The sequence below is a fragment of the Bacillus sp. TL12 genome (genome assembly GCF_022625245.1).
In the GTDB taxonomy this organism is placed as follows: domain Bacteria; phylum Bacillota; class Bacilli; order Bacillales; family Bacillaceae_G; genus Bacillus_A.
This window is the reverse complement of the sequence record NZ_JAJJBY010000008.1, coordinates 145,928-167,729: the sequence shown is the minus strand read 5'-3', so window position 1 is coordinate 167,729 and position 21,802 is coordinate 145,928. Positions and strand designations below refer to the sequence as shown.

Genomic DNA, 21,802 nt, shown 5'->3' with positions numbered 1-21,802 from the left:
GTCGTGATATCATTCCTTTCAAAATTGATTATACAGCATATTGTCAAAAAAATGTCATTTGCGTAGCATTTTTTTCAATAAACTTATCACTGAAGTAAACAGCAATATCACTAACCCTATCCATGCCCACATATATCCTTTTACATCGACAATGAGTCCAAAAATAGGAGGAGCTAACATGATTGCAATTTGATTAAGCGTAAGTGCAAAACTAATCGTCATTCCTACTGAATCCTGCTTTGCTGTTTCAGCAATTTCAACCATAAAAAGACTAAACCATCCAATGCCAAAGAAACCTAACAACCCACCTAGTAAAAATAAACTCCATACCGAAAGATTGTCTATATTCAATATCAAAATGAATATACACATACATGTTACGAAGACAGAAATTAGCAATGGCCTCCTGCGGTTACCTTTATAAAAGAAATCACTGATTGCAGCTAAGACAATACGCCCCAACATCCCCAAAAATAAAGTGAACGCAAATACCTTTCCAGCCAAAATAGGAGATATAGATTTAGCAGTAATCAAAAAGTTTATAAGATGTCCAATCAACACCATTTGTAATGAAATCATACAAACCCCTGTAAACAAAACAGGATATAATTCCTTATTACTCATTATCTCTTTTAACTGTTGACAAAAAGAAATTCCTTTATTATTTAATGCAGGCTCATGATGAACAACAGGCTCTCTATAAAAAATGAAAAACAGTACTCCTCCCGCAATGCATATACTTGAAAGAACATATATCACGAATGACAAACTAAACTTTACAGAAAGAATCGGAATAATAGCTCCCGCCACTGCACCGCCTATAGGAATGCCAGCTTGCCTAATTCCCATAGCTAGCCCTCTATTTTCTTTCGGGAACCATTTTAAAATCACTTTACTTCCTCCCGGTTGTGCAGCACTATAAAACACTCCAACTATCATAAGAACAAATAACAATCCAGTAAACCCTTCTACTACTTGAACAAATAAAAGAGATCCAGCGAGAAATATAGAACTAACTCCGATTAATAACCTTTCATTATATTGATCAAGTAATCTCCCCACAAAAAGCATACAAAAAAGCGGACCGATATTAACAGCGGTTAACAACATTCCCATTTGCATATCAGTAAGATGATATATTTCCTTCCAAAAAAACGCTAAAGGTCCTACCCCATATGTTATTAACGTTGCACTTGCTTGCACTGCTGTTGCTAGCATAAGCACCATCCATTTATACGAACTACTACACTTCATTACCTTTTCTTGACTTAACAATTTCATCCCCTCCATACATTTTAATTGTATGAAAATTAAAATATCATGTAAAATGAGCATTAATGATAAAAGACATCAAAATAATTGATATCTTTAGGAGGGGATTGAACTGGATATAAAAGATTTAACTGTTTTTTATGAAGTAGCTAAGGAAGGTAGTATCTCACATGCGGCCCGAAATTTAAATTATGTACAATCCAATGTGACAATGCGCATTAAACAATTAGAAAATGAATTAGGCGCGCCTTTATTTTATCGAAATGGAAAAGGTGTGACTTTAACTTCAAATGGGGAGGTTTTATTAACGTATGCGATACAAATCCTCTCTTTAATGGAGCAATCTATTCAAGCTGTCCAAAATAACAGTACCCATCCAAAAGGAACATTAAAAATTGGATCTACAGAATCTACAACTGCAGTCCGTCTTCCTTCTATTCTGACCTCGTACTATGAAACGTATCCTGAAGTTGAATTCATTTTAGAAACTCATTCAACAGAAAAATTAATTGAACTTATTTTAGAAAGAAAACTGGAAGGCGCATTTATTGCTGGCAATAGACATCACCCTGACCTCAATTCAATCTTATTTCAAGAAGAAGAATTAGTGCTCATTAGTAAACACCCTCTGCCCTCTTTCAACGATTTAGGAGAGATGAACTTGTTGGCCTTTAGTCAAGGTTGTTATTACCGCAACCTATTAGAAAACTGGCTTCATGAAGAAGGAATTTACCCAAAACGAGTATTAGAGTTTGGAACAATTGAAGCTATACTTGCTTGTGTAAAATCAGGTATGGGCATCGCTATCATGATAAAATCTATTATACAAGATTATGAGCATTCTTTAGTATTAACTTCTTTACCCGAGAGTTTTTCAAAGGTACCCACTACTTTTATTGTTCGAAAAGATATTTTTTACTCAGGGGCTTTACGTAAGTTTATCGATAGGGTTACAAATACATCCTACTTAATTGATAAAAATCACATTCACCCTCATGATTATTTAAGTTAGATACAGCTACATATAACAAATATATTTCTTATAATAAATTTCCTAGACTAAAAAAACCTAAGTCATTTTAATTTGACTTAGGTTTTTTAGAAAATCATCATTCGTTTACTTTCAAGTTAGTTCTTATTTTCCTTTTAGAACACTATGTAATCGATCTGGGTAATTTGTAAACATACCTGTAGCGCCCCATCCAATTAACATTCTCATATCTTCTTTCTCATTAATCGTATATGGATGAACTAGCAATCTATTTTCCCTAGCTTTTTTAATAAAAGTTTTATCAATAATTAGTTCTCCATTATCGTCACGTAAGTTTGGTCCAATACCAACCGCGTACTCTTTAATCGTTTGGAAATCTTGAGTTGTTACGCTTTTAGGAGCATGAGTAAGCCCTGACCATTCAATAATCTCATTGTTTTCATTTGGATAATACCAAAGCAGTTGCACCAGTGGAATATTATTATTCATACTATGAATCTTTTTTAAACTTTCTTGACTAAATGATTGAATCATAACACGACTTGAAGACATATTTCGTCCAATTAAATTATATTTCTCTAACAATCCTAATAATTTTTCTTCCATTCCTGGGTATACATCAGGCGATTTCGTTTCAATATAATATTTCATACTTCTTCCATACTTTTGAAATATCTCTTCAAGTGTTGGAACTTTTTGTCCCACATATTCTTGCTTCGCCTTCTCTGGATAAGCCTCATTGAACCAAGACCCTGCATCTAAACTTTTTATTTCACTTAATGTTTTTTCTCTTACTTCCCCAGTTCCATTTGTAGTACGATCCACTGCTGTATCATGCATTGCAATCAATTGGCCATCTTTTGTTAATTGAATATCTAATTCTAAATAATCCGCGTTCATTTTTTTTACAAGATTATATGAAGCAAAAGTATGCTCAGGGGCATGTCCACTCGCTCCTCGATGAGCAATATTTAAAAACTTATTCGCATTGAATTCATGTTTCTTTTCTGTTTTCGCATTAACTGTTCCCCCGTAAAAAGAACTCCCTATTGTAAAGAAAATAACTAAAAAACTTATTATCTTTTTCATGCTTTTCATTCCTTCCCACGTTGCAAATTTCAACAAGCTAATGAGATTTACACGAAATAGAAGAAATACCCTATATACTTTTTATAAACCTATAATAAAATTACAATCTTGCATCAAAATTTGAATCTATTACTCTATGTACTGCAACTTTCTCTATGTAACAAAAAGCTACTTATTCAAGATTTTCTTTTTTATCACACCTTTCCTTATCGCAATCGTATTCTCTATTGTGCTTTTTTACCCCCAACAAAAAAAACCATAAAACATTTTAAAATACACTACTAGTATCCTAAAATTGTCTTATGGCTTTTCTCAAAATCTCCGGCCCTCTATTAACTTGTTGAATTTCATCATACCAAATCCATGAAAATTTGTGAATATTTTTCATCAATTAATAGGAATTTTTCATTTTAAGAAGATTTACATAGTATACACTTCAACACCTCTTCAAGTACTAGATCGGGTGTTAATACTTCTTCTGTACGCCACCCAATAAATCCATCTGGCCTTACTAATACAGCTCCTTCAGTATCTATTTCATATAACATTTCAAATATGTTATCTTGCACAATAAAATCACCTTTTGGACAAACTCGATATACATCAATACTTATTTTTAAACGTGAAGCAACAGTATGTGCAGCAACTAACCAAAAATCGTGTTCTGAACCCGTAAATAACACAAAGTTCCTTCCCAATAAATCAAGTATTGAAGTCCGCTTCCCTTGATAAATCCCCCACATATGTGGAGCTCGTGTTCCCGGCCTTCCCTTGAGCTCTAAAATATCCATTCTGTGCGGATTCTCATCTTGATCTATTACTGCCGCGGAACAGTACTTATAACCTACAGTAACAGCTAAACTATCCATAGTATTCAAATTAGCTTCTTCTCTATTCGCAGCCCGCAGTAGAATGCTGCTTGCGTAATCCGTGGTTAATTGTACAACAGGATGCCTCTCCGCATGATAAGTTTCTAATAACTTGGGATTCGCTTGTCCATGGATAACAGCAGCTAATTTCCAAGCTAAATTATGAGCATCCTGAACACCTGTATTTGAACCATAGCCTCCTGTGGGCGGCATAAGGTGAGCTGCATCGCCAACTAAGAAAACACGATTATCTTGAAAACGTTCAGCTGTACTTTCTGTTGCTTCCCAAGGTGTGATACTTAATATTTCCACATTTAGATTTGATTTTCCAATGACTTTTTGAATAATTTCTTGACAGTGCTTCACAAAAAAATCTTCTGGGGCTTCTCCTTGTAAAGGATTATAGGCTACATGATAAATCCAGCAATCCTTATTATTGACCGGAATCAATGCACCAAAAACTTCAGGATTTGTAATCATTGTGAAAGCAAAAGCATCCCCTTTTATGAAATCACTCAAATCTGCTTTAAAGTAGATATTTATATAATGGCCCCCTATCGTACCACGACCATTAGTAGGAATGCCAGAATGTTTACGTATCAGACTTTTTGCCCCATCTGCTCCAATTAAATAATTACTATAAATAATTTGTTCCTCTTTCGTCTCACAATTTCGCACAATAGCAGTTACTCCCAGTTCATCCTGTTTGTAAGAAACAAGTTCATGATGAAACCACAGCTTTCCACCTAATCGCCTAGCCTCTTGCAGTAACATTGGTTCTAAATTAATTTGGTAACACGAAGTCGGTTTTGATGGACTAATCTTTTTAATCAACTCGGACAAACTTTTATCATTTTCATCCTGAACCATCTTTACCCTTTTTAATTCTTCATAGTCTGTTTCAGCGATTGTATTTACACTAACCCTTCCACGGCAGTTCTCCAGCATCTTTCCAGCAGTGCGAATCTTCTTTTCTACACCTAATTCCCGGAATAATTCCATCGTGCGAAAAGTAATCCCCCCTGCTTTTGGGTGAATAGCAGTAGTTGGATGTCTTTCAATGAGTAAATAATCCACTTTACGACGAGAAAGAAATAATGCCGAGGTTAACCCTGTTAAACCTCCTCCAATAATTAAAACTGGAACATGAATGGATTTCATGCGTATTTCTCCTTTCATATAAAACACACATAAATTTCACTGAGCTCAGTAGTTTAACTATAATAAGGAAATTCAGAAAAATATAGACTTATTTTTCTGAATCATTTATCATATAGATAGAGTACGCCCCAAAAAATGTATTCTGTTTATTGATAAATTTCTTTTCATAAAATAAAGCGTAATCACAAACTATATACTATTAACTTAAAAATTAAACGACCTATAATAACAAAAAAGCTACACTCATTATAAAATGAGCGCAGCTTTTTCTTTTCTTAATACTCCACCCCTATATGTTAGGGATTGTTCACCAATTATAAATCTTCATTTTATTATCAACCTTTTTATGATGAGCCTTAAAGTTTTCAATTCCTGAAAATTTACCCCGTATTCACAAACAGTAGAAATCCCACTGATTAACATTTCACTTTATCTAGAGATTCTATATTTCAACTTACCGTCTTAATGTTCCAACATCGACTAAAGACATTTACCTATTGAAAAATGTTTACGTTTTGGTTCTGTAAATAAAAGTGTTACTATATATATCAGAACCATTTGAATACAACTCAATTACTAATGCATTTTTTATTTACCATTGATTAAAGTTGTATCATATATATTTACAAGTAGATCACAAAAACGAAGGACAAAAGTGCAACAATATTAAAATTCCCTTCTGTCTACAAATAAAACGGAGAATATTATGAAATACTTTTTATATTATGCTTTAAACTAGAATGAACAAGAAAAGGAGATACAATGGAAAAGAAAAAAGAAACACAAGAAACTGGATGGAACTTTGACAATAGTTATGCTCGTCTCCCAGAATCATTTTTCACAAAAACTTCTCCAACACCCGTGCGTTCACCAAAGTTAATCATTCTTAACGATTCTGTAGCAACATCTTTAGGGTTAAACGTAGGGGCACTTCAAAGTGAAGAAAGTGTAGCAGTGTTTGCCGGCAATGAAGTACCTGAAGGCGCTTCTCCTCTTGCTCAAGCTTATGCTGGGCATCAATTCGGGCATTTCAACATGCTAGGGGACGGACGTGCTCTACTAATTAGTGAACAGATTACACCTTCAGGTAAACAATTTGATATTCAACTAAAAGGGGCCGGCCGAACACCATATTCCCGCCGCGGAGATGGACGCGCTGCACTTGGTCCAATGCTCCGTGAATATATTATCAGTGAAGCAATGTATGCACTTGGTATTCCTACTACTCGTAGTTTAGCTGTAGTAACAACGGGTGAGTCAATCTTGCGCGAAACAGCTTTACCCGGTGCAATCTTAACACGTGTAGCCAGCAGTCATATACGCGTCGGCACATTTCAATACGCAGCAGCAAGCGGCTCAGTTGAGAATCTTAAAGCTTTAGCTGATTATACGATTAAACGTCATTTCCCAGCTATTCAATCAGATGAAAAACCATATTTAGCGCTACTTCAAGAAGTGATGAAGCAACAAGCAAGCCTAATTGCAAAATGGCAACTCGTCGGTTTTATTCACGGAGTCATGAATACTGACAATATGACCATTAGCGGAGAAACAATCGATTACGGCCCATGTGCTTTTATGGATGAATATGATCCAGCAACTGTATTCAGTTCTATTGACACACAAGGACGATATGCCTATGGCAACCAACCTTATATTGGCGTTTGGAATCTTACCCGTTTTGCGGAATCATTATTACCACTGCTACATGAAGACGAAGAACAAGCTGTCCAATTAGCCCAAGATGAGCTTTCAAATTTCGGTGCATTGTATGAAAAGCATTGGCTTACTGGAATGAGAACAAAACTAGGTATATGTAATGAAGAAGCAGAAGATAAAGCGCTTATCGATGAGCTCCTTAAATTGATGGAGAAATACCGCGCAGATTATACGAACACCTTCCTTGCTTTAACTTTTGATACTGATAAAGATACCGATTTATTTACAAGCCAAGAATTTACGGTTTGGAATGAAAAATGGCAAAAACGACTAAGCAGACAGCAAGAATCAAAATCTTCTTCACATCAGTTAATGCGCGACAACAATCCTGCGATTATTCCACGAAATCACCGTGTGGAAGAGGCGCTAGGGGCCGCAGTAAAACAAGGAGATTACAGCGTAATGAATCGACTGCTTGCAGTTCTTTCAAGCCCTTATGCACATTCACCTGAACAATGTGAATATGCTACATTGCCTGCCGCTTCATCTCGTCCTTATCGAACTTTTTGTGGTACGTAAGAAAAGATGCAGTTAACACTTTCTCATGATTTACTATCTATATTACATAATGCTATCCCTCAAAATGGAGGGATAGCATTTTTTTATGAAAAAATCATTCCTCATTCTTTATAAGATTTTCTTTCATCAACATAGCAATCGCTTTATGATTCTCACTATCCATTTGTTCAAGTTGCTTCACCACTAATTCTTGCCGCTCCGCTGAATGATTTTGACTTAGCTTCCATTTCCCCTCAATTCTATTAATCTTTATTTTGAATCCGACAATTCCTTTACTTAACCCTTCAATATAACTAGGTTCTACTTCATCTAGTGAATAGGAGCTCGCCTGATCTTCATATTTATTTACTAAATCACGAAGAGAATCGATTAATTCTTGTTCATCGACTACAATTTCCATTTCACCATATACATGAACTGCTACATAGTTCCACGTTGGTACTGCTTTGTTTGTTTCATACCATGACGGAGAAATATAGCAGTGTGGACCTTGGAAAACCACAAGTACCTCTTGATTCCCCATGTCTTTCCATTGTTCGTTCGGGCGCGCAAAATGACCATATAAGGTGCGCTCATTTCTATTTAACAGCAAAGGAAGATGCGTTGCATATGGTGCTCCATTATGCTGAGAAAATAACGTTGCAAAGCTATTTTGTTCAATCATTTCATATTTTGTTGCTTCATCTTTTACATCGAAGTATTTAGGTATATACATATTCTTTCCTCTTTTCTCATCATTTTATCTTCCCATTATATTTAGAAAAAAGCGAACCCAACAGGGACAGATAATGATTATTTTATAAGGGTCGTACTACTTCTATACACCATAAAACGCCTTTCAGTATTTGAACTGAAAAGCGTTTGAAATAGGTATGCACTCACCTTTCTACACTCGTTTGAATACTTTTTCTCTGCAAAATATCCGCTGGCTTTTTCGACCAAAACGTAGCAAGGATAGGTCCTGCGATATTATGCCATACCGCCGCTAAAACACTCGGTAAAGCTGCTAATGGCCCAAAATGTGCAGTAGCTAGTGCTACACCTAAACCAGAGTTCTGCATCCCCACTTCAATCGAAATCGCCCGTCTCGTTCCTTCATCAAGACCAAGTACGAATGCCGTTAAATAGCCCAGTAAAAATCCAAAAGCATTATGGAGCATCACTGCTGCAAAAATGAATAATCCGGAAGAAGCAACACTACTTACATTCGCTGAAATAACCGCTGAAACGATAATAATAATTGCTAACACTGAAATAAGGGGTACGACTGTAATCCCTTTATTCACTACCGCAGGAAAGAACTTTCTCACTGCTATCCCTAAAATAATTGGGACAATAATGACTTGTACGATAGAAAGAAACATCGACATCGGATCAACTGGCATCCATTGCCCTGCTAATAGTAATAAAATAAAAGGGGTAGCAATCGGTGCAAGTAATGTCGATAATGATGTCATCGCAATAGATAAAGGCAAGTTTCCTTTCGCGAGATACACCATTACGTTTGACGAAGTTCCACCTGGCACTGAACCTAGTAATACTAATCCCGCTGCTAGTTCTGCTGGCAAATTCATCATATAAGCCAGTGCATATGCAACGAGAGGCATAATCATAAACTGAGCGCACACTCCAATAATGACTGGTAACGGCTTCGTTACAATCATTTTAAAATCAACCGCTTTTAGCGTCAGTCCCATTCCAAACATAACAATACCTAGTAAAATTGTTATGTACCCATTGAACCAAATGAATGGTGTTGGAATAATAAAAGCGATAACTGCGATACAAATAACCCAAATGGCAAAATATTTCCCTGCTACATTACTAATTGCTTCCAACGTTTTCATCGAACCATCCTTTATTCTTTGATTTTAAAAATCTTATTCGGATTCAAAATGTTTTTTGGATCAAGAGTTTGTTTTATATTTTTCATCACAAGAAGTGCTGCACCGTGCTCTTTTTCTTGATATTTCCGTTTACCAACCCCTACCCCGTGTTCACCTGTACATGTACCGCCGCGCTCCAGAGCATACATTACAATTTTTTCATTGACCGCTTCCGTTTTATGTACTTCCTCTTTATCATTTGGATTCACCATTAATAAAACGTGAAAGTTCCCATCTCCGACATGTCCAAGTATTCCCCCAATGATTCCTATCTCATCTAACGTCTCTTTTGCATATTGTATTGCATCCGCTAACTCTGAAATAGGTACACAAATATCCATACTCATTAGTTTCTTCCCCGGATTGCTGTGAACATAGGCGTATGCTAAATTGTGTCTTGCTTCCCATAATTTATTTCTTGCTGCTGTTTCTGTTTCAAATGAAATATCGTTACATTTATGATCCTTCACAATTTCTGTTGTGAAATCAATATCTTGTTTTAACCCTGCTTCATTACCATGAAACTCTAAAAACAACGTCGGCTCTTCTCTATAGTTTGTTTCACTATATTTGTTAACCTGTTTCATAGATAGTTCGTCAACAAGTTCAATTCTCGCGATTGGAATGCCCGCCTGTAAAATATCAATCACAGCTTCTACCGCATCATTCACTGTCGGAAAAGATGCTCTCGCTGCCATCGTATGCTCAGGTATTCCATATACTCTAAGCGTCAATTCCGTAAAACAGCCAAGTGTTCCTTCTGATCCAACGAAAATACCATTTAAATGATAACCAGATGATGACTTTGCAGCTAACGTCCCTGTATGTATAATCGTTCCATCTGCCAATACAACTTCTAAAGCCCGAACTTGATCACGCATAACGCCATACTTTACTGAAGTCGTTCCACTCGCATTTGTGGCAGCCATTCCCCCTAATGTAGCATCAGCTCCTGGATCGACACTAAAAAACAACCCATGCTTTTTTAATTCTTTATTAAGCTGTAAACGAGTTACCCCAGGTTGCACTTTAACTAAAAAATCCTTTTCCCTTACTTCTAACACTTGATTCATAAGTGAAAAATCGATTGTAATCCCGTTTTCATACGGAATCACATGCCCTTCCAAACTTGATCCTACTCCGAATGGTACAACCGGTATTTGATACTTGTTTGCTAGTTTCATTATTTCACTAACCTCTTTTGTCGTTGTTGGAAATACAACAACATCAGGTAAACTTTTAGGATGGTAAGATTCATCTTTACTGTGAAGTTCTCTCACCGTTTCATTTACTACTACTCCTGTTTCAGGAAGTACCTCTTTTAAGGCAATTATCAAATTTGCAGTTTCAGCTTTCATTTCATTCTCTCCCATCATTCTGTTACAGATTTGATATACAATTTAGGATCGTTTTATAACGATTCATCTGATGAACTATTTCATACATAATAATCTGAAAAGTCAAATAATTCAAGGTTTAATTTAGAAACAACTCCAAATTCTTCCTATCATAAAAAACGAAAAAGAGCCCACTCATATTGGACTCTTTTGTATTTATATGAAAAAAGTTTATTCATTTAGAGATTTTGGAATTCCTTTTCCATTTATATATATCTTGACTGGCAGCAATACTTCCAAAAGCACTCCAATTAAACATGCAAACCTTTCTCTTTGAAATAGCTTAACATTTTCCGGTAATTCTCTCCGTACTTCTCTTGAAATTCTTTTCCAAAATCTTCTTCGATATGTTGCATCATCATATCATGGTAAAAAGCATTTTTTATTACTTCAATTACTGCTGGATGATTCGTCTCTAATGCCGATGGCTTCATATCTCCTTCGAAACTACCAATTAAAGCTAAACTAGAATCACAGAGAATCGAAAATTTCTTTTCTTCTGTAGGCCATTCTTCATCCCTATAATGCTGGAATACATGTTTAAGAGATGTTTTACATGCTCCCATTGTAATTAAGATCACACTAATCCCTTTACTTTCTGCTACAAGTAACGCTTCCTCTATACGATACAAATCTTCTGACCAAATATCTACAACTATAGATGTTTCTGCATTTGCAATAACGCGACGTACAACCTTATCTAACGCATGACTTCCTTGCCAATTATAAAAAGCAGGTGTAGGTTTAGGTGGAGTTTTTAATTGATTCATAAGATCCTTCGAAGTTTGTTCAAATTCAGCTTGAAAAAGGCGGATTAATTGCTCAATTGGAACAGCATTATAAAGCACGGTCTCCCCTTCCATACTTCGGCAAGCTCCTTTGTCTGTTAATGACCATAATGCAGCATATACATTTGTTCTTGAAACAGATACTCGTTTTGCAACTTCATACCCGGATAAATCTGACTCTTCATGTAACGTCAAATAGCATCTTGCTTCTAAATCAGACAAACCTATCTTTTTCAGTAAATCAATCATGCGAATCCCCCTTACTAAACAGTCAAATTAAATATTCTTTAAGTAGTATTTATCAATACTCCTAATTTGATATTACATTTAGTTTAAACGAAAACAAACAAAATTTCATCTACTTATCCTCATTAATTAACATGGTAAAATATTGAAGGTAAGTTTCAAATGTAGAATCACAGTATTACGTACATATTCATTAAAGCAATGAACAACATTTGGACATCCCAATCTATAGTCTCTAAATCCATAAACGTTATTATCCGCAAGTACTTTATTCCTCTATTATCCAAATTATGTTAATATTATTTTAATATTTCAAAAAATTTATAAAGGAGTTTAATTAAGATGAATGTCTACTTAACTGAGCCTACAATCGACTTACAAGAAGAATATCTAGAATTCTATCAAGAATGGAAAAATAGCGGCGAAACAATGATTCCTTGGGTTATTGCAAAAGATCCTTCTAATTTTCCAGAAATGATTCAAGAGCTACTCGATGCATCAGAAGGAAAAAATCTCCGTAAAGGTTGGGTACCTGACTCTACTTATTGGCTTATTGCAGATAATAAAAAAATTGTTGGAGCCGTAAATATTCGCCATCAGTTAACAGAACATCTATTCAACGCTGGTGGACATATTGGTTATGGCATCCGCCCTTCCGCAAGACAAAAAGGGTTTGCTACAAAATTATTAGCATTATCATTGGAAAAAATAAAAGAATTAGATGTTACAAAAGTGCTTGTCGTTTGCGACGAATGGAATGTTGCTTCTGAAAAAACAATTTTACATAACGGAGGAATTCACATGTCTACATTAGCAACTCAACTAGAAAATACAATTCATACAGCTTCTCAAAAAATGATACTCATTTCTGACATGGACATAAAACTTACCCCAACAAAATGGTCTAAAAAAGAAATATTAGGACATCTTTGCGATTCCGGTACAGTCAACCATAAACGTTTTGTTGATATTCTTACTTCAAAGAAAACTATTACACTCACTGGTTATAATCAAGATTCGTGGGTGTATGCACATAATTATCAACAATCTTTTTCATCAAATGAAATTCTAAAATTATGGGAAGCTATTAACACACAGATTATAAAATTACTAAACAATGTAAAAAATGAACAATGGCAACTTATATGTAAGTTAGAAAACCAACAGGAAGTAACTTTAGAGTGGCTTATCAAAGATTATATTGATCATATGAATCATCATCTTACTCAAATATTTGCAACTCGAAAAAAATAAATCTCTTTTCATCCTTTGCTGTCCTAGATTACATATCAAAAATAACGAGGAAAGCTCACCGTCCGCTCTCCTCCTTATTTTTACTATTCTACCTCTACTTCAAACTGCACCGTAATTCCACTTGGGTCCACAACTGTAAACCCATTTACTTTCTCTGTTAATTCATGATGTTTTCTCTACTAATCTTTCTTTCACTTCATTCAATGCCTCTTTATACGGTAACAAAATTGTATTTTATAACAGAAATGAAATTTAACTATAACTATACGAATGGATATTTAATTTTCTCAACTTGTAAATCAGCATCAAACTCTATAAACAACTTGACGAAACGAACATTCGTTTGTATCATGAAATTAATTCAAAATAGAAAGGGGAACTGTAATGAAAAGCTGGACAGAAGAAATTATCATTCACACGCCTATTGAGCACCTATTTTCTTATTTAGATGGTTCATTATCTCAAATGCAAAAGCTAATGCCTCAAGTGATAGAGAATACACCGCTCAAAGAAACCGATGCAATCGTTGGGAATGTTTATCGCCAAAAATACAAAGAGGGCGAAGAAATTCAAGAATATGATGTAGAAACTCTTGATTACATCAATTTACTAACTCTAAAAAATTTGAAGTTCGGTTTTACTCTTGCTAATATGTTTAATATTACTGCTACATACGAATTAAGACAAATAGATGAAAATCAAACATTATTTAAATATACCGCTACAAATCAGCCATTAACTGAGCAAGCTGAATTATATATGAAATCTGCTACAAATCAAGTTGTAGTTGACTTTGTTAATCGTGTTAAAACGATTGCTGAGTCTGAATATAGTAAATAGATTGTTACTTAAGTAACATAATAAAACATTAAAGGAGCGTTACAAATGCAACAACAAATTACCCCATACTTAACATTCAACGGCAATGCAAAAGAAGCACTTGAATACTACAAATCGGTATTTGAAGGAGAAATTCAAGGAATCCAAACTTTCGGTGATGCTGAATTCCCAACGCCACCAGAGATGGATAATCGCATTATGCACGCTCGTTTCAAGAAAGATGGTTTATTTTTCATGGTATCTGATGCATTTTTAGGTCAATCCGTTGAAGTTGGAAATCATATTTCATTAGCTCTTGAATTAGATAGTGAAGATGAGATTCAAAAAATTTACGGTACATTAATCGAAAAAGGAACTGTACTTATGGAATTACAAGATACATTCTGGGGAGCAAAATTTGCTAAAGTGAAAGATTGCTTCGGTGTTATTTGGGATTTAAATTATACAAAAGCTTAGTTTCCATAGAAAAAGGTGCCTCTATACATAAGCACCTTTTTCTATATCATTTTACAATACGATTCATTTGTTTTCTTTATTCTTCTTCCTTCTATTAACATCTTTTAACGTTTTACTAAATCCTAAAACCACAATGATGAATATGATTCCAGCAATTGCTACGGTTTCCAAAATGAATTGCACAGTTCCTCCTCCTTTGATTAGCACCACATGTCCATCAAGTTACTATTTCAAAGTATCCATCACCTTCAAGCTGAGAAAAATAGCTATTTTTTCACTTTCTAAATTTAAGAAAAACATAAGTAATATTATAATTGATATCACATATAAAATGTGAAAAATAAAAACCCTATAAAAATGGAAAATCAGAAAATTCAACTACTCACATATTCCTCCTTTAGAATACCATATATTTCTAAGTCAACAACTCCTTTTCCAGACCATAATGAAGCTTGTCTTAACAATCCTTCTTTTATAAAACCGTTTGTTAAGAGGACCTTTTTTGAAACCTCATTTGCAGGCATGACCTCTGCTTGAATTCTGTTTACATTTACTTCTTCAAATAAAAATTTTACTAGCATACGAACCGATTCAGTTACAATCCCCTTGCCCCAGTAGTCCTCTGCTAAAAAATAACCGATAGATACCATGTTCACTTTTTTGTTAAAATCCATAGATTCTATAATTCCTACCAGTTTGTTAATTTCATTCTTCTGAAAGATTCCCCACTTAACTCTACTTTTTTTATGGTAATCCCTATCAAAATGACCGATCATTTTACTTACCGTTTGTATGTTATGCTTAGGAATGATTCCACAATATGCAAATACATTTTCGTTATCGTAGATTGTAAATACTCCCTGTAAGTGTTCCTCTTCAATTTTTCTTAAAACTAGATTCGTAGATTCTAATACTGGAAAATCTCCAAAAATCATTTCTAGATTCATGTTATTCTCTCCTTAAGTTATTCTTTAATAGATATGTAAATTTTCATTTTCATCTCCTTATTTTATAATGTACACAAAAGATTTTTTAAATAATTCGTGCTAATTTTCATATTTATATGGTAATCTATGCATTGTTTTTCTTTATGAGGTTTGAGCGTAGTAAAAAAACAGCTCTCCTTTAGTGTACGGAAGGCCTTCTTTTTAATTTCATCAAAGCAACTACAAGCAAGAAAATTCCCATTACTGATTTATGTATATACAAAAAGCCATCCTTTCTACAAAAATACTAGAAAGAATGGCTTAAACAATGATAATGCGAAACTTCTATTAGTGATTATTTTTCTCCCACCACTAATAGCTAGTCTTTCTTGAGCGGTAACACTACTCTTATCTTGCTGCACGTACCTCAGCAACAAGCTTTCCACCTTCTACACTCATATAAAGCTTCACAGGCACATCATTTGTATTTTCAAATACTAAATCTAAATATGGATATGCAATTGTAGCATCTCGGCCTTTTGGAACGTATCCTACTGTTTTAGAGTGTGTTGTTCTTTCTACCATTTTTAAACCAGCTTGATCAGCTGCATTATAAAGAGTAGAAGATGTTTGACATACTCCACCACCATAACCATCTACTAATTTTCCATCAACAATTTCTTTTCCTAACTGATACCCTTTATCCGGTGTTGTATCTCCGATTAGCGCATTAAAAGAGAAGCGATCTCCTTTTCCTAGTACTACACCACTAATGCTATTTGCAGACAAACGGATATTTTCAATTCTACCACCTGTAGAACCACCTAAGTTTGTTTCATATCTCCCTAAAACTGCGCCACTTCCATTTGCATCAGCCGGTGTCGCTACTGGTTTTTTCTCAACAATCGGCAATTGATAAGAAGAATCCCACATACCTACGTTCATCAATTTGTCTACTAGTTCTTTTTCCATTAATTCATAAGAAGGCTTACCTTCTTGCCATGTTCCATCACTTGCCATACGGGACGGAACCATCTTTTGATCAATGCTTTTTCCTACTTCCTTAGCAACCTTCGTTACTTCTTTTTTAAATTTATTTTCATCTTCAAAATAACCTAAGCTTGCTAGATTCACATTTTTTACTTCTTTCCCACTTCTAGCATCAACCAAACTTACACTTTCACTGACACCAGTCTTAGCTTCTACGACATGCTCTCCTATACCGCTTACTAATGAAACTTCACTCACCTTTGTACCACACCCACTCACTACCCCTACGCATAGAGCCCCTATTACCACACTTTTTACTTTACGTAACAATACACTCTCTCCTTTACCCTACTATTACTCTTTGTTTTTAAAATTATGTATGTATGATTACATGACTTTGCAATATGACTACAAAATATTACAATCTGATTTCCACTATATTAAAATTACTCTTTTCTTTACGAAATGTCTACACATATTTACTTAAAAACCTTAAGTTTGTTAAGAATGTAATCTTCCTCTTATTTAACCAGTATATACCAAACGATAATCCAAAAACAATTTTAATACATTGATAATTCGGAATTTTTTATAATAAATTAAGATTCATAAAAAATTCTTTACAAATTCTCTTACATACGTTTGATGAAGCGCTCTATTCAAAATAGGTATTTGCCGTGCCACCCATCCGCTCTTACACATACATTATGATGAATTCAAACAAATTTAAAGAACGGAGGATGTTTATGTATCCCTACAATTCATATGATCCATACAATCCTTATGTATACCAACAACAATATGATGTACACCCGCAACATCAACCATATATAGAACAAACAGAACAACTCGATCCATATGATCCAAACAGACAATTTCAAATTCCAATTTCATTTCCTGGTGGTGGCGGCCGTCAACTAGAAAGACGAGTAAATGAGCTAGAGCAACGAGTAAATCAATTAAACCGGCAAGTAAATCAACTTCAAAACACAGTAGAACGACATACACGTAGACTCAATCGATTAAATCAACGTTTACGTACTGTAGAAAATCGACTCAACATTCCATTTTCAGCACTTGAGGATGGATTTTAATTCGTAACACAAAGAACTATATTAGGAAGGGACTCTCCCTTCCTATATTCTGAATTAGCAGATAGCAAATCCCCAATATTCGTTTTGCTTTATAAAATTGACGAAAGTTTTCTCCATCTCTATACTGATAAGAGTCAATGAAATGAAACAAGGTGATAAATATGGATTTTGAAATAAATTTCCTCTCCTTCTATGTCGTACAAGTAGAAGGAAAAGGCGAACAAGCAGATAAGCGATATAAACATTTCCAAACGTTAGATGCCGAAGAATATAAAGACAGCTCTTTAAAGGAATTCTTAGATGGCGAATTACTAAAAATATCTAAGCGAAAAGTAGAACGTCACGCAAAGACCGAACAAGCCCCAACAAAGATTGGCCGATTTATTGTAGAAGCTGGGCACGAATTCGATTCAAACCCTCATTATAATTTGTTTAATCGTATCCGCTTTGCAGAAACGAAAGAGAATTTTAAAGATATGAGTGAACCTCTCGTTTATACATATATCGATACAAGTGCAATACGTGGTGGTGTATTTTTAGTTGCCCAGGCAAAACTACGTAAATATTTTGACGATCCATTTGTATTCGTTATGAAGTGTGACTTCGAACCAAAAGTTGCTTCCATTTCTGACGAAGCAACACTTATTCATAATGTTGAAATGGCAATTACGACAAAAAACATGAAATCCATTCAATACCCATACATGCCAGAAGAAGGCATGGTCGAAGTAGGCGAACTAAAAATCCACCAAGCATCACATGCCCGCTACTTCGAGGATTTCTTAAAATTTGTTGAATATGAGCGCTCTATGCCCGAAATTATGAAAACACAAGTTATGGATATGGTATATGACCAAATTGAAGACGTCTTTGAAGAAGGAACAGAAGAACGTGAACAATTCGACCAAGCGATGGAAGTATGGGCTGCGAGTCCTAAACGTGAAATTATGGAACAGTTTTCAACGGAGGAAGTAATGGAAGCAACGGCCCAAATCGTCGAGCATGCTCCTGAGGTTGAGCTCAAAGTAAAAGCAGACCATATTTCTGTGAAGGCACTACTTGCGGATTTTGGTGACCAGATTCATATTGCGAAGGTAAATGATCGATATGTACTCATGATAGAGGCGGATACACTGACGTTTGAGAAGGGATTCTCTCCGATTGAGTTTTTGAAGCCAGATGAGCTGCAAGATGTGATTGAGCGGATTGAGAAAAAAGCTTCCAACCCACATCAATATTAACTAAAATGATACGATTTTAACTTTCAAAAATTTTTAGGACTTACAAACAAGTCCATAAATCACTAGAAGTTACAGTTATACTCTCATTAAACCTAACAATGTTTCAAAAAAGAATCATCTTATAAAGTTTTATTTTAAATTTTCGTCCTTTCTTTCCTTATCATAGTTTGTATTGAGCGCTAATCTGTAGCGCTCTTTTATTCTCACTTGCATTCCTGGACTACACATCATTCATTTTGTTATTCATTTCCTGTAACACTCGTAATTGCTGCTCCCCTTTCTGTACAGCAATAGTAAAATAATTTTGTAAAAGTCGTATCGTGTTATTATCAATATAATATCGTTCCGTTATATTCCCCCATGTCTTGCTATTTTTAAAATCTCCCCAAGTAAATTGAACATATTCTTTTTTCTTTAATTCTTTAAATACCCATCTCTTCATTTTCTTTTTTGCTTTTTCAGTTAATACACCATTCTTTGCAAGTATGAGTTCTTCATTTCTTTTATATCGCTTATAAATATCTTTTTCCTTGGATACTTTAAGAAAGATATTTACGGTGTTCTTAGCGTCTGCATAAGCACGGTGCTGTTTCCCTTCCCATTCTAAAGCGAATTGTTCCACCGCGAATTTCAAACTTGGTGTATGTATAAATAATTGCTCATATGCTTGAAATACAAATTTTTGCAAATCAAATCTTCTTTCATTCTCTATATTAGGACATTCGATATTATGCAGCTTACAATCTTGCGCGAGAAATTTGTAATCTTCCTTCCCCCATGTTATAAACATGCCATCATCTCCAGCGAATTGAAGGAATCGCTCCATTACCTTCGGAAACGTTTCCACCTCTTTTAAATCTCTCTTTGTAATTCCTGTTAATTTTGTTGTATGGCGGGTTAGAGGTGCAGTTGGTTTAACAAGTGAAGAAAATCGTCCTATAATACGCATTGTACTTACTTCTACTTTGATTGCTCCAATATCAACTACTTCTAACGGATCTTGTGATTTATAGGGTCGAAAATTTCTCTCAACATCAAATACAATATAACATTTAGGTTCATTCAATTCACATACCCCTTCCTTATTTGATTATATTTATAACTATATAGTCTCCACTGTACAAATGCACAAAACAAAATTCCTAAAAAAGATTATAGATTATTTTTTGAACATTAAGACAAATAAAAAAGACAAAAAAAAGAGAAGGGCAAGCCCCTCTCCTTTTAATTCAATTACTTCTTAACTACGTTAGTAGCTTGTGGTCCACGGTTACCTTGTTCTACTTCGAAAGTAACTTCTTGACCTTCTTCTAAAGTTTTGAATCCTTCGCCTTGGATAGCTGAGAAATGAACGAATACGTCTTCTCCGCCTTCAACTTCGATGAATCCGAAACCTTTTTCTGAGTTAAACCATTTTACTTTACCGTTTTGCATGAAAAAATCCTCCTACAATGTACCTATATGTACATATTCATTTTCGACCACTTTACACAATAATAAAGACATTAAAAAACTGCAACCGCAGAGGAGATTTAACATTGCTATCCTCCTCTGAAGTTACAGCTCATTTAAATCTCTATATTATTAAAAGTAAAATGGTTTATAACCACTATATCATATCAATATAATAAAAGTAAAGCGATTTTTATTTTCTACACATTTTACACAATATTTCTTTGCCACTGCATCAATTTTGATTCTCCTGATCCAGCCACAACATAGCCTTCCTCCTGATTAACAATGCGCCACCCGTGACCTTTAATAGATCCACATACCGTTACCGTTCCTTCATCAAGGAGGACACGACATACCGTACTAATTCCAGCTTTATTCTGTGTAGATGTTGTATATAATACTTGTTGATCAACACTTAAATCTAAATAGCTACTTGCTTTTTGTTCACTTTGACATGTATGCCAATTTAATTTTTTCTTTTTAATAATCTCATCTACCATTCAAAAAGAAATATTCCCACTTATTCCTCTGCAAGATCCACTTGCTGCTACTAAGTAGGAGTTATGTAATGTCAACGCAGAAATCATTTGGTTCGTGGCTATTTTAATTCTTTTCAACTTACGCTTTTGCAGATCAAAAAGCCAAACACCACCATACTTCGCATGAATTTTAGTACCAATAAATAAGTAATGTTTATATAAAAATAGCGAACGAATAGACGGTGCACCACTACCATAACAAAGAAATGGATGAATAGTTTCCCAAGTAGCACCGAAGTTATTTGAAAGATATAACGTTTTATCCCCATGTGCAATAACTGTCCCACTCTCATTACTACATACATTCCAACTTGTTGCCTTTGTTGGAAAACGTTGAATCGTCCAGTTGTCACCACAATCCATACTACGAATAAAAATTCCTTCGTCGCCTACACCATAAATTACATTGCCGCTACTCTGTAAATCTCGAATCCTTTTTTGAAATCCGCTTAAAATCCGTTTCCATTTCCCATCTTGTTCAATGAATAATCCATCATATGTAGTTGCTAACAGGAGTTTCCCATCTTCTAATTTCGTTACGGCAGTTGCACTTAACATTGTTTCCACGATGACACTCCCATTCCTAGAACTTTTCAGCAAATGCGATTGCAAAGTTACTGCATTTCTCGATATCTTCCTCCTCTTCTGGAGCTAACTCAATTTTCAATCCTTCTTGTACAAGTTCTGCCCCGCATTCTACAAGGCGTTCTTCAAAAATTGTTACTGCTTCACAAAACTGCTCATAAGCCGTATCACCAGATCCAAATACAGCAACTTTTTTCCCAGCTAAATCTACACTTTCTAAATCATCATGAAAATCTTCTGCTTCAAATGGCAATTCCCCATCTCCCCACGTATAAGATCCCAAAATGATACCATCATATTCTAATAGTTCTTCTGCGTCCATTCCTTCCATTTCCTTTAATTCCACTTCATGATTAAATGCATCCAAACTCACTTTAATTAAATCAGCAATACTTTCTGTATTTCCTGACATACTTGCATAAGCTATTAAAATTTTTGCCATGTCGACATCCCCTTTTGCAATTGATTCTTATTCTCATTATATT

At 34.8% G+C, this 21,802-nt stretch carries 19 protein-coding genes and 3 pseudogenes; 8 read left to right on the top strand and 14 right to left on the bottom strand.

Annotated elements, in window-relative coordinates; genetic code table 11:
* Positions 1–54: 54 nt before the first annotated feature.
* Complete coding sequence (locus LOK41_RS10495; RefSeq protein WP_241816407.1) at positions 55–1,275, bottom strand: MFS transporter; 1,221 nt, start codon at positions 1,273–1,275, stop codon at positions 55–57.
* 109 nt (positions 1,276–1,384) lie between these two features.
* Between LOK41_RS10495 and LOK41_RS10490 the strand changes: the two genes are divergently transcribed.
* Positions 1,385–2,284: a LysR family transcriptional regulator gene (locus LOK41_RS10490; protein ID WP_241816422.1), complete on the top strand. Its 900-nt coding sequence runs from the start codon at positions 1,385–1,387 to the stop codon at positions 2,282–2,284.
* A gap of 123 nt (positions 2,285–2,407) precedes the next feature.
* On the opposite strand, the gene LOK41_RS10485 is transcribed toward LOK41_RS10490, so the two are convergent.
* Positions 2,408–3,352, bottom strand: coding sequence for a glycerophosphodiester phosphodiesterase (locus tag LOK41_RS10485; protein ID WP_241816406.1), 945 nt, complete (start codon positions 3,350–3,352; stop codon positions 2,408–2,410).
* A 410-nt stretch (positions 3,353–3,762) separates the two neighbouring features.
* Positions 3,763–5,382: an FAD-dependent monooxygenase gene (locus LOK41_RS10480; protein WP_241816405.1), complete on the bottom strand. Its 1,620-nt coding sequence runs from the start codon at positions 5,380–5,382 to the stop codon at positions 3,763–3,765.
* Positions 5,383–6,144: 762 nt separating this feature from the next.
* Between LOK41_RS10480 and LOK41_RS10475 the strand changes: the two genes are divergently transcribed.
* Positions 6,145–7,620: a protein adenylyltransferase SelO gene (locus LOK41_RS10475; protein ID WP_241816404.1), complete on the top strand. Its 1,476-nt coding sequence runs from the start codon at positions 6,145–6,147 to the stop codon at positions 7,618–7,620.
* A gap of 94 nt (positions 7,621–7,714) precedes the next feature.
* Here LOK41_RS10475 and LOK41_RS10470 read toward each other — a convergent pair whose 3' ends face one another.
* From LOK41_RS10470 to LOK41_RS10455, 4 genes are all read right to left on the bottom strand, one after another.
* Entirely contained in the window at positions 7,715–8,335 is a 621-nt protein-coding gene (locus tag LOK41_RS10470) for an FMN-binding negative transcriptional regulator (RefSeq protein WP_241816403.1), read from the bottom strand.
* Between the two features lie 163 nt (positions 8,336–8,498).
* Positions 8,499–9,467, bottom strand: coding sequence for a bile acid:sodium symporter family protein (locus tag LOK41_RS10465; RefSeq protein WP_241816402.1), 969 nt, complete (start codon positions 9,465–9,467; stop codon positions 8,499–8,501).
* Positions 9,468–9,478: 11 nt separating this feature from the next.
* Positions 9,479–10,864, bottom strand: a complete 1,386-nt coding sequence (locus LOK41_RS10460) for an FAD-binding oxidoreductase (RefSeq protein ID WP_241816401.1) — start codon at positions 10,862–10,864, stop codon at positions 9,479–9,481.
* A 290-nt stretch (positions 10,865–11,154) separates the two neighbouring features.
* Complete coding sequence (locus LOK41_RS10455; protein ID WP_241816400.1) at positions 11,155–11,940, bottom strand: TrmB family transcriptional regulator; 786 nt, start codon at positions 11,938–11,940, stop codon at positions 11,155–11,157.
* Between the two features lie 339 nt (positions 11,941–12,279).
* On the opposite strand from LOK41_RS10455, the pseudogene LOK41_RS10450 reads away from it, so the two are divergent.
* Positions 12,280–12,735 (top strand): annotated as a pseudogene (locus tag LOK41_RS10450) (GNAT family N-acetyltransferase); the annotation flags it as partial.
* A 3-nt stretch (positions 12,736–12,738) separates the two neighbouring features.
* Complete coding sequence (locus LOK41_RS10445; protein WP_347269301.1) at positions 12,739–13,191, top strand: DinB family protein; 453 nt, start codon at positions 12,739–12,741, stop codon at positions 13,189–13,191.
* Positions 13,192–13,274: 83 nt separating this feature from the next.
* On the opposite strand, the pseudogene LOK41_RS10440 reads toward LOK41_RS10445, so the two are convergent.
* Positions 13,275–13,422: pseudogene (locus LOK41_RS10440) on the bottom strand (VOC family protein); the annotation flags it as partial.
* Positions 13,423–13,575: 153 nt separating this feature from the next.
* Here LOK41_RS10440 and LOK41_RS10435 point away from each other — a divergent pair.
* Positions 13,576–14,031 carry an SRPBCC family protein gene (locus LOK41_RS10435; RefSeq protein WP_241816399.1) on the top strand — a complete coding sequence of 152 codons (456 nt, stop codon included), beginning with the start codon at positions 13,576–13,578 and terminating at the stop codon, positions 14,029–14,031.
* A 45-nt stretch (positions 14,032–14,076) separates the two neighbouring features.
* A complete protein-coding gene (locus tag LOK41_RS10430) occupies positions 14,077–14,487 on the top strand; it encodes a VOC family protein (protein ID WP_241816398.1) in 411 nt (136 codons plus the stop codon).
* A 374-nt stretch (positions 14,488–14,861) separates the two neighbouring features.
* On the opposite strand, the gene LOK41_RS10425 is transcribed toward LOK41_RS10430, so the two are convergent.
* Both LOK41_RS10425 and LOK41_RS10420 read right to left on the bottom strand, forming a co-directional pair.
* Positions 14,862–15,434, bottom strand: coding sequence for a GNAT family N-acetyltransferase (locus LOK41_RS10425; RefSeq protein WP_241816397.1), 573 nt, complete (start codon positions 15,432–15,434; stop codon positions 14,862–14,864).
* 387 nt (positions 15,435–15,821) lie between these two features.
* The gene (locus LOK41_RS10420) at positions 15,822–16,733 is read right to left on the bottom strand and encodes a VanW family protein (RefSeq protein ID WP_241816396.1); all 912 of its coding nucleotides are present in this window, start codon (positions 16,731–16,733) and stop codon (positions 15,822–15,824) included.
* 416 nt (positions 16,734–17,149) lie between these two features.
* Between LOK41_RS10420 and LOK41_RS10415 the strand changes: the two genes are divergently transcribed.
* Entirely contained in the window at positions 17,150–17,497 is a 348-nt protein-coding gene (locus LOK41_RS10415; protein ID WP_174101455.1) for a hypothetical protein, read from the top strand.
* A 161-nt stretch (positions 17,498–17,658) separates the two neighbouring features.
* A complete protein-coding gene (locus tag LOK41_RS10410) occupies positions 17,659–18,738 on the top strand; it encodes a DUF3900 domain-containing protein (protein WP_241816395.1) in 1,080 nt (359 codons plus the stop codon).
* A gap of 220 nt (positions 18,739–18,958) precedes the next feature.
* Here the strand turns inward: LOK41_RS10410 and LOK41_RS10405 are convergent, their stop codons facing one another.
* The 4 genes and pseudogenes from LOK41_RS10405 to LOK41_RS10390 all read right to left on the bottom strand — a co-directional run bounded on the left by LOK41_RS10405 (position 18,959) and on the right by LOK41_RS10390 (position 21,759).
* Positions 18,959–19,804 (bottom strand): exonuclease, encoded by an 846-nt coding sequence (locus tag LOK41_RS10405; protein WP_241816394.1) that lies wholly within the window; start codon positions 19,802–19,804, stop codon positions 18,959–18,961.
* Between the two features lie 167 nt (positions 19,805–19,971).
* Positions 19,972–20,172, bottom strand: coding sequence for a cold shock-like protein CspB (gene cspB / locus LOK41_RS10400; RefSeq protein ID WP_003198964.1), 201 nt, complete (start codon positions 20,170–20,172; stop codon positions 19,972–19,974).
* Between the two features lie 227 nt (positions 20,173–20,399).
* Positions 20,400–21,299, bottom strand: a pseudogene (locus LOK41_RS10395) (WD40/YVTN/BNR-like repeat-containing protein).
* Between the two features lie 16 nt (positions 21,300–21,315).
* Positions 21,316–21,759, bottom strand: coding sequence for a flavodoxin (locus LOK41_RS10390; RefSeq protein WP_241816393.1), 444 nt, complete (start codon positions 21,757–21,759; stop codon positions 21,316–21,318).
* Positions 21,760–21,802: the final 43 nt, after the last annotated feature.

Bases quoted from the DNA above. Each gene is read 5' to 3' on its own strand.
- LOK41_RS10460 (WP_241816401.1), bottom strand. From the start codon at position 10,864: ATGAAAGCTGAAACTGCAAATTTGATAATTGCCTTAAAAGAGGTACTT.
- LOK41_RS10445 (WP_347269301.1), top strand. From the start codon at position 12,739: ATGTCTACATTAGCAACTCAACTAGAAAATACAATTCATACAGCTTCT.
- LOK41_RS10455 (WP_241816400.1), bottom strand. From the start codon at position 11,940: ATGATTGATTTACTGAAAAAGATAGGTTTGTCTGATTTAGAAGCAAGA.
- cspB (WP_003198964.1), bottom strand. From the start codon at position 20,172: ATGCAAAACGGTAAAGTAAAATGGTTTAACTCAGAAAAAGGTTTCGGA.
- LOK41_RS10465 (WP_241816402.1), bottom strand. From the start codon at position 9,467: ATGAAAACGTTGGAAGCAATTAGTAATGTAGCAGGGAAATATTTTGCC.
- LOK41_RS10390 (WP_241816393.1), bottom strand. From the start codon at position 21,759: ATGGCAAAAATTTTAATAGCTTATGCAAGTATGTCAGGAAATACAGAA.
- LOK41_RS10480 (WP_241816405.1), bottom strand. From the start codon at position 5,382: ATGAAATCCATTCATGTTCCAGTTTTAATTATTGGAGGAGGTTTAACA.
- LOK41_RS10430 (WP_241816398.1), top strand. From the start codon at position 14,077: ATGCAACAACAAATTACCCCATACTTAACATTCAACGGCAATGCAAAA.
- LOK41_RS10475 (WP_241816404.1), top strand. From the start codon at position 6,145: ATGGAAAAGAAAAAAGAAACACAAGAAACTGGATGGAACTTTGACAAT.
- LOK41_RS10410 (WP_241816395.1), top strand. From the start codon at position 17,659: ATGGATTTTGAAATAAATTTCCTCTCCTTCTATGTCGTACAAGTAGAA.
- LOK41_RS10485 (WP_241816406.1), bottom strand. From the start codon at position 3,352: ATGAAAAAGATAATAAGTTTTTTAGTTATTTTCTTTACAATAGGGAGT.
- LOK41_RS10435 (WP_241816399.1), top strand. From the start codon at position 13,576: ATGAAAAGCTGGACAGAAGAAATTATCATTCACACGCCTATTGAGCAC.
- LOK41_RS10415 (WP_174101455.1), top strand. From the start codon at position 17,150: ATGTATCCCTACAATTCATATGATCCATACAATCCTTATGTATACCAA.
- LOK41_RS10425 (WP_241816397.1), bottom strand. From the start codon at position 15,434: ATGAATCTAGAAATGATTTTTGGAGATTTTCCAGTATTAGAATCTACG.
- LOK41_RS10470 (WP_241816403.1), bottom strand. From the start codon at position 8,335: ATGTATATACCTAAATACTTCGATGTAAAAGATGAAGCAACAAAATAT.